The sequence below is a fragment of the Superficieibacter sp. genome, assembly GCF_032071645.1.
GTDB lineage: Bacteria > Pseudomonadota > Gammaproteobacteria > Enterobacterales > Enterobacteriaceae > Superficieibacter.
On sequence record NZ_DAMAPU010000013.1, the window covers coordinates 18,143 to 31,152 of the forward strand.

10 protein-coding genes are annotated in these 13,010 nt (G+C 54.0%); 2 read left to right on the top strand and 8 right to left on the bottom strand.

Annotated elements, in window-relative coordinates:
* Positions 1–5: 5 nt before the first annotated feature.
* The gene (locus RT197_RS17850; RefSeq protein WP_312952487.1) at positions 6–803 is read right to left on the bottom strand and encodes a DeoR/GlpR family DNA-binding transcription regulator; all 798 of its coding nucleotides are present in this window, start codon (positions 801–803) and stop codon (positions 6–8) included.
* Between the two features lie 304 nt (positions 804–1,107).
* Between RT197_RS17850 and yihU the strand changes: the two genes are divergently transcribed.
* Positions 1,108–1,998: a sulfolactaldehyde 3-reductase gene (gene yihU / locus RT197_RS17855; protein WP_312952488.1), complete on the top strand. Its 891-nt coding sequence runs from the start codon at positions 1,108–1,110 to the stop codon at positions 1,996–1,998.
* Positions 1,999–2,048: 50 nt separating this feature from the next.
* On the opposite strand, the gene RT197_RS17860 is transcribed toward yihU, so the two are convergent.
* The 7 genes from RT197_RS17860 to yihT all read right to left on the bottom strand — a co-directional run bounded on the left by RT197_RS17860 (position 2,049) and on the right by yihT (position 11,867).
* Entirely contained in the window at positions 2,049–3,434 is a 1,386-nt protein-coding gene (locus RT197_RS17860) for an MFS transporter (protein WP_312952489.1), read from the bottom strand.
* 19 nt (positions 3,435–3,453) lie between these two features.
* Positions 3,454–4,842 (bottom strand): MFS transporter, encoded by a 1,389-nt coding sequence (locus RT197_RS17865; RefSeq protein WP_312952490.1) that lies wholly within the window; start codon positions 4,840–4,842, stop codon positions 3,454–3,456.
* Positions 4,843–4,887: 45 nt separating this feature from the next.
* Complete coding sequence (locus RT197_RS17870) at positions 4,888–6,924, bottom strand: alpha-glucosidase (RefSeq protein WP_312952491.1); 2,037 nt, start codon at positions 6,922–6,924, stop codon at positions 4,888–4,890.
* Between the two features lie 76 nt (positions 6,925–7,000).
* Complete coding sequence (locus tag RT197_RS17875) at positions 7,001–7,876, bottom strand: sulfite exporter TauE/SafE family protein (RefSeq protein ID WP_312952492.1); 876 nt, start codon at positions 7,874–7,876, stop codon at positions 7,001–7,003.
* Positions 7,877–7,941: 65 nt separating this feature from the next.
* A complete protein-coding gene (locus RT197_RS17880) occupies positions 7,942–8,829 on the bottom strand; it encodes an aldose-1-epimerase (protein WP_312952493.1) in 888 nt (295 codons plus the stop codon).
* Between the two features lie 902 nt (positions 8,830–9,731).
* Positions 9,732–10,973, bottom strand: coding sequence for a sulfoquinovose isomerase (yihS, locus tag RT197_RS17885; RefSeq protein ID WP_312952494.1), 1,242 nt, complete (start codon positions 10,971–10,973; stop codon positions 9,732–9,734).
* A gap of 15 nt (positions 10,974–10,988) precedes the next feature.
* A complete protein-coding gene (gene yihT, locus RT197_RS17890; RefSeq protein ID WP_312952495.1) occupies positions 10,989–11,867 on the bottom strand; it encodes a sulfofructosephosphate aldolase in 879 nt (292 codons plus the stop codon).
* Positions 11,868–12,025: 158 nt separating this feature from the next.
* On the opposite strand from yihT, the gene RT197_RS17895 reads away from it, so the two are divergent.
* On the top strand, positions 12,026–12,922 hold the full coding sequence (locus tag RT197_RS17895; RefSeq protein ID WP_312952496.1) for a sugar kinase: 897 nt from the start codon (positions 12,026–12,028) through the stop codon (positions 12,920–12,922).
* Positions 12,923–13,010 lie beyond the last annotated feature (88 nt).

Below are 13,010 nucleotides of genomic sequence, written 5' to 3' on the forward strand. Positions count from 1 at the left end.
TTTTTTTATATCTCTTGCTGATGCAGCGAATCGGCGATCACCAGTTCTACATTCTCTTCGCTCAGTAATTGTTTAAAGGAATCTGGCGGTGGCGCGTCGGTAAAAAATGCGCGCCCCTGGCGCGCATTCCCTACAGAGACGGCAGCAGAGGCGGTAAATTTGGTGCGATCGGCGACCAGCAGCGTGTTACGCGCGTGCTTCATCATCGTCCTGGCGACCTGGGCTTCATTGACATCAAACTCCAGCAGCGTTCCGTCATGCTCAATAGCGCCAATGCTGGTGATCAGATAGTCAGCTCTGAAACCCTCAATAAAATTTACGGCGGCGGGGCCAACGATACCGCCATTGTGCGCGCGTAACGAACCGCCCGGCACCATCACCTCAATATCCTGGTTTTTATACAAGATTTGCGCGACGCGCAGACTATTGGTGATGATGCGCAAATCACGACGACTGAGCAAAGCCCTGGCGACCGCCTCGACGGTAGTACCAATCGTAATAAAAACGGTACAGCGTTCCGGGAGATAATCCGCGACCGCCTCAGCGATGGCCCGTTTCTCCTGGGTCAGGGAGAGTTCCCGTTGCTCAAAAGCCGTATTCATGATGCTGGAGACACGTCCGGCCCCGCCATGATGTCGGGTGATCAGACCCTGCTCGCTCAACTTACGAATATCCCGGCGCACGGTTTGTGTAGAAACATCCAGCAACTGCGCAAGCTCTTCAATATTCATATAGCCTCGTTCCGCAATATAGTGAACGAGCTGGTCGTGCCGTGGATTCCCGGTGACTTCAATAATGCTCATGAATACTCCTGTGCCCTTCCCCTGAGTTTTTTACTATTTTACGCATAAAGTGACAAAAATGACTCGTTTTGCTCACGATTACACATTCCGACGGAGACGCATTTTTCAGCCGCGCTTGCGCGCTTTTGAGCATCTCTGTCTAGTCTGCGGCGCAGTTGTCCTGTTTTGTTCGATTTTATGACAGAAGCGGTCAAATTAGTGACCTGTATCCTGTTTTCCCGCATAAATTACAAATATGATCAAAAAGTGACAATCAAATACTCAATTTGTAATTATTTTTCCAGCTTAAGACAGGAGATCGGTTATGACAACCATAGCATTTTTGGGATTAGGTCAGATGGGCAGCCCGATGGCGAGTAATCTGTTGCAGAAAGGCCATGCTTTGCGGGTGTTTGACGTCAACCCGCAGGCCGTCGAGGCGTTAGTGCAAAAAGGCGCGATTGCCGCCAAAACCCCCGCTGACGCCGCGCAAGGCGCAGCCTTTGTGATCACCATGCTGCCAAATGGCAATATCGTTCGCCAGGCGCTACTCGGCGACGATGGAGTCAAAAAAACGCTCTCCGGCGATGCGCTGGTCATTGATATGTCCACGATCCATCCCTTACAGACCGATGCACTAATCGCGGAGATGAATGCGAACGGCATCAGCATGATGGATGCGCCGGTAGGTCGCACCTCCGTTAATGCGATTGACGGCACATTGCTGATCCTGGCTGGTGGCACGCCTGAACAGGTTGAACGCGCCCGGCCGATTTTAATGTGCATGGGGAATGAACTGGTGGAAGCGGGCGGTCCGGGGATGGGGATCCGCGTGAAGCTTATCAATAACTACATGAGTATTGCGCTGAATGCACTTTCGGCGGAAGCCGCCGTGCTGTGTGAATCTTTGGGCCTTAGCCTGGACGTGGCGATCAAAGTGATGAGCGGCACCGCCGCAGGCAAAGGGCACTTTACAACCACATGGCCTGGAAAAGTGCTGAAAGGGGATCTGTCTCCGGCCTTTATGGTGGATTTAGCGCTGAAAGATCTGCGCATCGCCGTCGATGTCGCCCGGCAGACGGGAGCGCCGCTAAACATGGGAATGGCGGCAGAAGCCTACTACACCCGCGCGAGCGAAAACGGCAGAGGGCGTCAGGACTGGAGCGCGTTGTTATCCCAGGTGCGTCAGCAGGCGGGCCGCCCGGACGCGCTTTAACGGCAAACCCCGCCGTTCATTCACGGCGGGGAGCCTGTATACTCGCCGCCTCAGACCACCTCAACGATTTCTTTATTTTTCTTCCGCTGACTGATTTCCCCGATAATAAACGCAAAGCGTTTTTCATTGAGTTTATAAAAGAAACCCATCGTCAGCGCTGCGATAATCGCCAGGGCGCAGGGCCAGATAAAAATAAGCTGACGCAGGCCCAGCAGCGTGGCATCGCTTTGGGTGATATTGGGAACATAGCCGATCTGCGTCAGCATAATACCGGGCAAAAAACCGGCAAGCGCCGCAGAAATTTTACGGAAGAAGGTGTAACCCGTGTACACCGAGCCCTCGGCGCGAATGCCGGTTTTCCATTCACCGTAATCGACGGTGTCGGGAACCAGCGCCCAGTTCAGGCTGTTCACAAACGCGGTGCCAAAAAAGGCGAGGCAGGAGAACATCACAAAGGTGAGGGAACTACTTCCCCAGAAATAATTCAAAATATCCCCCACCGCCCAGAGCACCATACCGGCTAAATAGACCTGTTTTTTACCGAAGCATTTTACGGTCGACGGAACCAGCAGCACCCCGACCAAAACGCAACCCATACTAAAGAATCCCATCCACGATAATAAATTAATATCGTTTAAAACATACTGCGCATAATAAACCTGAATCGCCAGCTTGATATTAAATGCCGCCAGGGTACAAAGATTGGCGATACAGAGAACCAGCAGAGGCGGATTGCGGAATATCGCACAGAATGATTTGAGAATGCTGATCTTATGCCCGGCGGGAACGGTATCAATATAATGCTCTTTGACGCCTTTGTAACAAAGCATCATGAATAAAAATCCACAGCCGGAGAAAATCAGCGCCGCACAGCCATAGCCGAGCGTCGGGGTGGAAAACAGGGACTGAAGCGGAATAAACGCCACCGTACACACCAACAATCCCAGCGTTGCGCCCCCTTGCCGAAAGGCCGCCAGTTGCGCCCGCTCGTCAGGGTTTTGGGTGATGGCGGGGATCATCGCGCCATAAGAACAGTTCATCAGGCTATAACACAGGCCAAACAGCATAAACAGGCCGGTGGCAATAGCCGTTTTGATCGGCAAACTAAACGTTGTGGCGATAAACTGTAATGTGGCAACAACGGCCGCCGGGATCGCCGCGTACAGAATAAAAGGTCTGAATTTCCCTTTGGGTCCAATGCGTTGACGGGAATCGAGTAAGAATCCGGTTAGCATATCGGTAAAGGCGGTAAAAAACTTCGCCACCAGAAAGATAATGCCCCCATACCAGGCGGGCATCCCTAACTCATCGGTATAAAATTTAAGAAGATATAATGTCCCGATGCTTAGCATCAAATTGGAACCAACATCACCCACGCCATAGGCGAATTTTTCCCGCAGCTTCAGTTTTAATGTGAGTGGATTAGGGTCAGGCATAATAAATATTCCTTTATTATTATGGTCGCGCCATGTTTTTACGGGCTTCAATTTCTTCCACAATGCGCACATACATTTTTTCGTTGAGATTGTAGAAGCAGCCCATCGTAATCATCGCCATAATGGCCAATGCGCAAGGGTAAATAAAAATAAGCTGACGCAAGCCCGCAACCGTATCCGCCGATTGCACCACGTTCGGCACATAGCCAATTTGCGTCAGCATCCAGCCGGGGAAAAAGCCTGCCAGCGCCTGGGACATTTTGCGGAAAAAGGTCAGCCCGGTATAAACCGTGCCTTCTGAGCGCACGCCGGTGCGCCATTCGCCATATTCCACCGTATCCGAAACCAGCGCCCAGTTCAGGCTATTCACAAACGCGGAGCCGAAGAATGCCAGACAGGAAAACGCGACGAAGCTGACCGACCCGCCGCCAAAGACGTAGTTGAGGATATCGCCGAGCGCCCAAATCAGCAGGCCGCCGAGATAAACCTTTTTCTTACCGAAACGGCGCACGGCCGCTGGCATCAGCAGAACGCCAATGAAGATGCAGCCCATGCTGAAAAAACCCATCCAGGAGAGGAGGATAGGATCGTTGAGCACGTACTGGGTGTAATAAACCTGGATCGCCAGTTTGACGTTGAACGCAGCCAGCGTACAGAGATTGGCAATACAGAGAATAAACAGCGGGCGGTTCCCGGCAATGGCGCGAAATGATTGCAGTAAGTCCGGCTTTTGCGCCGAATCAGCGGCTTTCACCTCAACATAGCGTTCTTTCACCCCGGCATAACAGAGCCACATAAACAACATGCCGCACAGAGAGAACAGCGTGGCGGCAAAAACATAGCGTACTTGCGCGCTCCCTTCGATCAGGTTCATCACCGGGACAAAACAGACTGTTCCCAGCAGCAGGCCGAGGGTGGAGCCGCCCTGCCGCCATGCCGCCAGCGACGCGCGTTCATTGGGGTTTTTGGTGATGGCGGGAACCATCGCGCCATACGAGCAGTTCATCAGACTGTAGAACAGGCCGTACAGCATAAATAACACCGTGGCGACCACTGTTTTACCCGTAATTTCAAACGGTGTGCCGACGAAGTTGGCGATTGCCAGCAGCGCCACCGGAAGGGCGGCATAAAGCACGAAGGGGCGAAATTTGCCCTTCGGGCCAATTTTGCGCCGTGAGTCGAGAAGCACCCCGGTGCCCATATCGGTAAAGGCGGTAAAAAACTTAGCAATCAGAAAAATGATGCCGCCGTAAGTCCCGGGTAAACCGAGGACATCGGTATAAAACTTGAGTAAATAGAGCGTTCCGATATCCAGCAGGATATTGGAGCCTAAATCGCCGACGCCATAGGCGATTTTTTCTTTTAAAGGCAGGCGCAGAGTGGCCGGGTTGGCTGTCGTTTGACTCATGATCATTCCTCATGTGCCCGTGAGTTCCCCCACGGGCGAACGGTATTAAAGAGTGCGTAAAGCGGCGAACAGCGACGCCCATTCGCTCTGTGCGCGGTAAAACACCGGAGGCTTGCCGAGGGGCGCATCCACGGTGATCTCTCCGCCTTCGCAGGTTTCGCCCGTCCAGAGGTTGACCCAGCTATCCGCGGGCAGGTACAGCGTCCAGTCGCTGCGCCCCTGTTCATGCACTGGCGCAACCAGCAGATCCTGACCGAGCAGGTACTGGTATTTCAGGCTGTAAGTCGCCGCATCGTCCTCGTAGTGCAGAAACAGCGGGCGCATCACCGGCAGGCCGCTCGCCGCATTTTGCGCGACGGCCTGTCTGAGATACGGCTTCAGGGAAGTGAAGACGGTGGTCATGCGGGCAAAATGGGCGATAGTTTCTGCATCACTATCGAACTGCCAGTTATCGCCGGGACGGTTGCCTTCGTGGGTGCGCATCATCGGGGTGAACGCGCTGAAGTCGCACCAGCGCAGCAGCAGCTCTTTACTGCGCTTCATGTCGAACAGGGTGGTGTAACCGCCGATATCGCTGTGGTGCAGGCCGTGACCGGTCATCGCCAGCGACAGCGCGGCAGGGACGACGGAAGCCAGGCCATCGTCCAGACTCCAGTCAACGTTCTGATCGCCCGCCCACATCATGGTGGAATACTTCTGGCTGCCGGTGTAACCCGCACGCATAAAGAACAGGATTTCGCCGAGCGTGCCGGTTTCCTGTAACGCCTCGTAATTGCATTTTGCCCATAGCGCGGGCCAGGCGTTATGCATGATTTCAGCGCTGACGCCGTTGTGCAGGACGGTATCGGTCGGCAGATATTCGCCAAAGTCCGCCATCCAGCCGCCGATGCCCAGTGCAATCATGTTGTCTTTGATAACGCCTTTGAACCAGTCGTAAGCTTCGGGGTTAGTCAGATCCACCACGCCGCCATAAAACTCGCCAAACTCAACCAGATAGTCATTGCCAGAGATATCTTTCGCCAGCCAGCCACGTTTCGCTGCTTCGGCGCAGAGATCTTTATCGCTGGCGACATACGGGTTGATATAGGAAAGGAACTGCACGCCCTCTTTTTTCCACTGTTGAATGCGGCTATCCAGGTGCGGATAGTTGTTGCTGTCCCACTTCCAGTTCCACATCACGCGCTTGCCGAAGGAGGTCATGCGCACCCCGGACCAGTCCTGCGCCCAGATGCCGTTCACCTTCACGCCTGCGTTGCGCATGGTGTCCAGTTTCTGCTGACAAACGTCGGTGCCGCCCTGAATGCCCAGCGTGACGCCGTCGTAAATCCAGTCCGGCAGTTCCGGCTGGCGGCCTGACAGTGCGGTCAGTTTTTCCAGCAGGGAGATATAGGTGTCGGCACATTCGAAACGCAGAGTGGTTTTGTCTTCCCACAGCGCCAGTTCGTGATACTCCGGCGCACTGAAATCGAAATTCATGTAGCAACTGTTATCGACGTGGCAATAATACTTTTGCGTGCTGACAAAGGTCGGTTGCGGGAAAAAGGTCCAGTAATAGTCGCCGCCCGCGTTCTCTTTGCAGTCCGCCAGCCAGGTGACATAACTGTTTTTATTGCGGCCCACACCCTGTTCGCTGGTCCACAGCGGGAAGGGTTTACCGCGCAGGTCGAAGTAAGAAAACTGTTCACCGCAGCCGTAAATATGGTCATCCGGGTTGGCGGCCAGACGTAGCCAGATACGGTTGTGGGTCAGATCGTCGTTTTGCAGCTCCAGCGTCAGGCGACCCGTTGCATCGGCAGAGATGTGCAGCGTTGCGCCAATACTCGCGCCACGGCTGAAATACACCTGCCAGCCGCCGGATGTTTCGCTTATCTGCGCGTGAGTCAGCGCAATCTTCTCGTTGAGTTGGTCTTTAATACTGAAGTTGCCGCGAAACATATTAATATCGGCAACGCCGGTGCCGATCCATAAACAGGGCGTTTTTACGCTATGGCGCAGGATCAGGCGCTGTTGATAACGTAACGTAAAACCATCCATCGTTTTGTCCAGCTGGATATTGGACAAAGAGTAATTCAGCGCACTCATAGAATAATCTCCCTGAAATTAAGTGACGCGAGAATAGTTCGCGCTGCGCGATCCGCAGCGCCTGGAAAAATTTCTTTTATTTCGCTTCATCCGCCTGACGGATTTCGGCAATCTTTTTGCCAAAGGCCAGGTGTAATACCGCTAATAATGCAAAGGGCGGCAGAAGAGCGGCGATAGCCGTAATACCCAGCGCACCTTTAATTAACATTGCGCCTGAAGCAATCAGTAATAAAAACACCACAATGCGAAACACCTTCACGGAAATACGCTTATGAACATATTGCCCCACCAGCGAACCGAGGATCATGGTAGGAATACAGAACAGCACCAGCTTAAAGGTGGAGATAGTTAAGATCCCGCTGGTGGCCAGACCGCCGACCACGGCAATATTATTGGCCGTAAAAAAAGCATTCAGCGTACCGCGAAAGGCGGCGGGGCCTAAATTACGCAACATGCCATACATCACAACGGGCGGCCCATTGGTCGAAAATGCCGCGCCCAGCGCTCCGGCAACGGCGCCCAGCGGGGCGGCAATCCAGCGACGGTCATAGACCGGCAGGCGGGGAATAAACATGCTGTAGAAGGAGTAGAGGATCAAAAACCCGCCCAGTCCTGTTTTCATTATATGGTCAGGTAAATAAGAAAGCGCGTATAGCCCGACCGGAATACCCAGAAACGAGAAAAGAATAAGCACCAGCGCCGAGCGCCAGTCTGTGTCTTTTCGCGACAGCCAGGTGGCATAAATCGCGGTGGCGGTTCCGACAATCACTGACAGCGGCGTGGCCATTTTGACGGGCAGCATCAGGGTAATCAGCGGCATGGTGGTCAGCCCGCCGCCGAAACCTGCGCATATTCCCACAAAGGTATAAAGGAACATTAAGGCGATGACGATACAGACCACATTAGTCTCTAACATCACCCCGTCTGGCGTAAATAAGTTAAAAAAATCCATAGCGAATCCTTATTGTGAATGCTATCCCGAAAATATAATTGTGCTATTGGCGTAAGCTGGTGCTGTTAAATATTCTGGCCTCGAACAGTAAAAAAGAATCGATGCTGTTGTTCCGGTAGCAGCAAAATTAAATCTGTCCCGGAATTAAAAGCATTTGGCGGGCAGCTCATTGGCTCAACGGCTAAACCTTTACGATCTAACTTTTCACCGCTATAAACCTGTAACCACGGCTGATCGGAACATAAACTGACTGACAGCGCCTGATGTGGATCGGTAATGCGCATTTCCCACTGCGGGCATTGAGTTTTAAAAGTGTGGTCAATCTGCTTATGACCTATCCGCCGTTCAGTCAGGAAATTTAAATCCATCGCATCAACCGGCTGTAATTCGGTGGGATTAGCGTGACTGTCCACGGCAAAAACCTGTTCCGCAGGCAGTTGTAAAAGACAGTCATCAATCTGCGCTAAATGACAGGTCAAATAGGGATGAATACCCACGCCATAAGGCGCGACGCTGTTACCGATATTTTTACTGATTATCTCCACAGAAAGGCCGCCCGTGTCGTCCAGGGCGTAAGTGACCTGCGACATCAGCATAAACGGGTAGCCATAGCTGGGCGGCAAAAACGCCTGCAACGCGACTTTTGTCGCCGTCAGTTCACTGACCTGCCAGTCGCGCCACGCAAGAAACCCGTGGATCGCCGCCTGAGAGCCGTGCTCGTTAATCGGCAACTGGTACTCATGGCCTTCATGCCGATAGCAGCCATTGGCGATGCGGTTAGGCCAGGGGATCAGCACCTTTCCCAGATGCGCCAGCGGCATCTCTTCGGGCTTGTGCGGTATGACTAAATGACGGCCCTGCCAGCATAATTCGGCAAGCCCAGCGCCAACGGAAACAATCTGTGCGCGGTAATCTCCCGCCGTGAGTAAAAACGTTTTCCCACTGCTATGCATACGATATTCCCTTACACAGTAACGGCACAGGCGCAATAAATTCGCGGCTATGCCGTAATGCTGGTCAGTTAAGCATTTGTATGAATAAAAATTCATACAAATGCCTGAAAATAAAGCGAAGGAGTCAGGCTTTCAGCCAAATTTATCTTCTTCAGAGGCTCGGGTAATCCGGCCTGGTTGTGTTAAGTACCCGCAATTCCCCCCTCTCCCCAGCCCTCTCCCTCAAGGGAGAGGGGGCAGGACGTGCCCCGGGTGGTGTTTGATGGCCCCCTTCGCCTGCGTAAAGATGACAAATCCGGTCACCGTTCCCTCAAGGGAGAGGGGGCAGGACGTACCCCGGGTGGAGTTTGGTGGCCCCCTTCGCCTGCGTAAAGATGACAAATCCGGTCACTGTTCCCTCAAGGGAGAGGGGGCAGGACGTACCCCGGGTGGAGTTTGGTGACCCCCTTCACCTGCGTAAAGATGACAAATCCGGTCACCGTTCCCTCAAAGGAGAGGGGGCAGGACGTACCCCGGGTGGAGTTTGGTGGCCCCTTTCGCCTGCGTAAAGATGACAAATCCGGTCACCGTTCCCTCAAGGAAGAGGGAGCAGGACGTACCCCGGGTGGGGTTTGGTGGCCCCCTTCGCCTGCGTAAAGATGACAAATCCGGTCACTGTTCCCTCAAGGGAGAGGGGGCAGGACGTACCCCGGGTGGTGTTTGGTGGCCCCCTTCGCCTGCGTAAAGATGACAAATCCAGTCACGACGCCGGACCATTCCCTCTCCCGGGGGAGAGGGCCAGGGAGAGGGCGGGAAACCGGCATCAGACTTTCAGCCCGTTTTATCTTCTTTGAGGCCCAAATCATCAGGCCCGGTTTCCTTAACTGACCAGCATTACGGCTATGCCGTCTCTTTATGCCTGCTTATTTAGCGTTGATATCCAGCAAACCGGCGGCAACGGCGGGTGCCAGACCTGGCGCTAATGGGATGCGCGGGATCACCAGACAGTGCAGCAGGTGATAAATATCCTGTTTGCCGTCCCACACTTTGGTGGTGACTTTATTGTCCGGGTCCAGTTCCTGCCACCAGGAACCATTTTCATAGTCCATCAGGTAGTTAATGCAGTATTCCCACCAGGTCTGATACCAGGTTTCGTACTGGCGATCGCCCGTCACGGTATAGAGCGCGTAAGCCGTACCCATGGCTTCAACGATGGGCCAGCGCACGCGTTCGCGCACTACCGGTTTCCCTTCCCAGTCAACGGTATAAACAATGCCGTCAGCGCCATCGGGTGCCCAGGCGTCGCGAATGGTGGCATGGAACAGACCTTTCGCGTCTTCTGACAGCCAGGCGGGCGGCTGCTCGCCTCGGGCTTCTAACGCAGCGTGGATATGCAGCATTAAACGTCCCCACTCAATCCAGTGGCCTGGCGTACCGCCAAATGCCCGGAAGCGGTGCGCCGGATTGTCTTTGTTGTAATCGCGGATCGGAGCCCAGTGGGTATCGAAGTGTTCATTCACACGGTAATGATTATTTCTGGCGACATCGTGAATAATGACGGACGCAATGCGGATAGCGCGATCCAGCCATTTTTTATCGTGAGTGACGTCATAAACAATCAGGAACGCTTCCACCGCGTGCATATTGGCGTTGCCGCCACGGTAATCCTCGGTTTTGCTGAACGCTTCATCCCAGGACTCCAGGCACATCTGCTCTTCTTCGCTCCAGAAGTATTTTTCGATAACGTCGATGGTGTCATTCAGTAGCTCTCTGGCGTCAGGATGTCCGGTAGTGACCGCGCTGGCCGCGCCCAGTAAGGCGAAGAAGTGTTGATAACCCTGTTTTGACGCATCCACCACGCCTTTATCGTTCACACAGGCGTACCAGCCGCCGTATTTTTTATCCCGTAGCGCGCCGTTCATGGCTTTGATGCCGTGATCCACCAGAGAATATGCGCCCGGTCTGCCCATCGCCGCCGCCACTGAATAAACATGCAGCATACGCGCGGTGATCCACAGATGAGTCCCCATCTCTTCTTTTATTTGACCTTTATTGCCCAGCCAGCCAAATCCGGTTGGCACCGCCGCGTTCTTGCCAAAATTGAAGATGCGATCGGTTTCCTGCTCCAGCCAGCGGTTGTGGCTCAATGTATTAAACCATTTCATTCCTTTGTCCTCCTGTTAACGGCGTCGGGCCATCATTTCGTCGACGATCTCGCCTAAACGTTGTAATTTCGGTACAGAAATATCGCGCAGCATCAGGTCGGTATCCGGTAAGCCCACCACCGATGACCAGACCGCGCGCCCGGCCAGGAACCCGGATGCGCCCGCCGTCATGGCGACCCGCACGGCGCGTGGGAACAATTTTTCGTCCACGCCGGATGAGAGGATCACCCACGGCATATTGATGTGCTCATTCAGACGCAGGGAGGCGGCGAGCAGATCCTGTTGCGCGCCTTTGCCGTACAGCGGCATTTCGACTTTGTAGAGGTCCGCGCCGCTGTCGCCCAGCTCTTTGGCCGCGTCGATAATCGCCTGTTCACGGCAGAATTTATCGCTACGACGCGGTGGGCGGACAACTGGCTCAATAATGCTCACCAGACCGTTGCTGTGGCACATCTCATTGAATTCTCTGACCATCTCAAGACGTTGCTGCGCGTCTTCATCGCTACGCCAAAGCACCAGCAGTTTTAACGCTTTCGCGCCATCCTGTTTCACTGCCTGCGGGTTGATGGACTTATCAATGGCCACGCTATCGACCGGAATACCGTTGCCGGGAATAAATGCATCGGCGGCGACAATCATGGCGCAGCTTTTGGCGATGGCGTTTTGCTCCACCACCTGCGGATAGCTGAACTGCCGATCCACCAGAATGGCCGATGCATACGGGGATAAGGTTTTTGCGGCGTTCACTTTGAAATCGGTCAGAACGCTGTCGGCAACGGGCGATGTGGTCCCCGCAGCGGCAAACATCATGCGCATGGCTTCCCGCTGATCGACCGCCAGCATGGCAAAACCGCCTGACGCCCTGGTAATGTCCTTAACGGTATAACTCTTCATTAACGCTCTCCTGGCTCCGTTTTTGTCATTTTTTGTCATTTATTCCGTGCTGTTTTTGATCATATTTGTAAGTTATGGTCAAAAAATTGACGGCCGTCACTTTTTAAACATTCTGTGAAATTAAAATAATTCCATCCCGAAATGCTTAAGGAACGATCATGATTCGTGTTGCTTGTGTAGGTATTACCGTAATGGACCGCATCTATTACGTGGAGGGTTTACCGACGGAAGGCGGTAAATATGTGGCGAAGCGCTATACGGAAGTGGGTGGCGGACCGGCTGCGACAGCCGCCGTCGCGGCGGCGAAACTGGGCGCGCAGGTGGACTTTATCGGTCGCGTGGGCGATGACGACACGGGCAACAGCCTGCTGGCGGAACTGGAATCTTTGGGCGTCGATACCCGCTACACCCGGCGCTACGCGGGGGCAAAGTCTTCGCAGTCGGCGATTATGGTGGATGCAAAAGGGGAGCGGATTATTGTCAACTATCCCAGCCCGGATTTGCTGCCGGATGCCGGGTGGCTGTCGGAGATCGACTTTTCCCAATGGGATGTGGTGCTGGCAGATGTCCGCTGGCATGAGGGGGCAAAACTTGCCTTCACGCTTGCCCGCCGGGCAGGCGTAATGACGGTGCTGGACGGCGACATTACGCCGCAGGATATCAGCGAGCTGGTAGCATTAAGCGATCATGCGGCTTTCTCGGAGCCGGGTCTGGCGCGTCTGACGGGCATCAATGACACCGCCCGTGCGCTTCAGCAAGCACAAATGCTCACAAATGGTCACGTTTATGTGACGCGCGGCGGCGAAGGGTGCGACTGGATAACCAATGGCGCGTTACGCCATCAGCCGGGATTTTCGGTTGAGGTGGTGGACACCACCGGAGCCGGGGATGTTTTTCACGGCGCGCTGGCGTTTAGTCTGGCGTGCGGTCAGGCAACAGACGAGGCCGTCAGATTTTCCAGCGGCGTGGCCGCGCTTAAATGCACGCGCCCCGGCGGACGAGCAGGCATTCCTGACTGCGCGCAAACTCACGCCTTTCTGTCACGCGTCGCCTGAGCAAAAGCACGCCATCCCCGTTTAATGGAACGGGGAACCGGTTATCCTGTTTACTTCGTAGTCAAACCTCTCCTTTCCCGCTACAGTT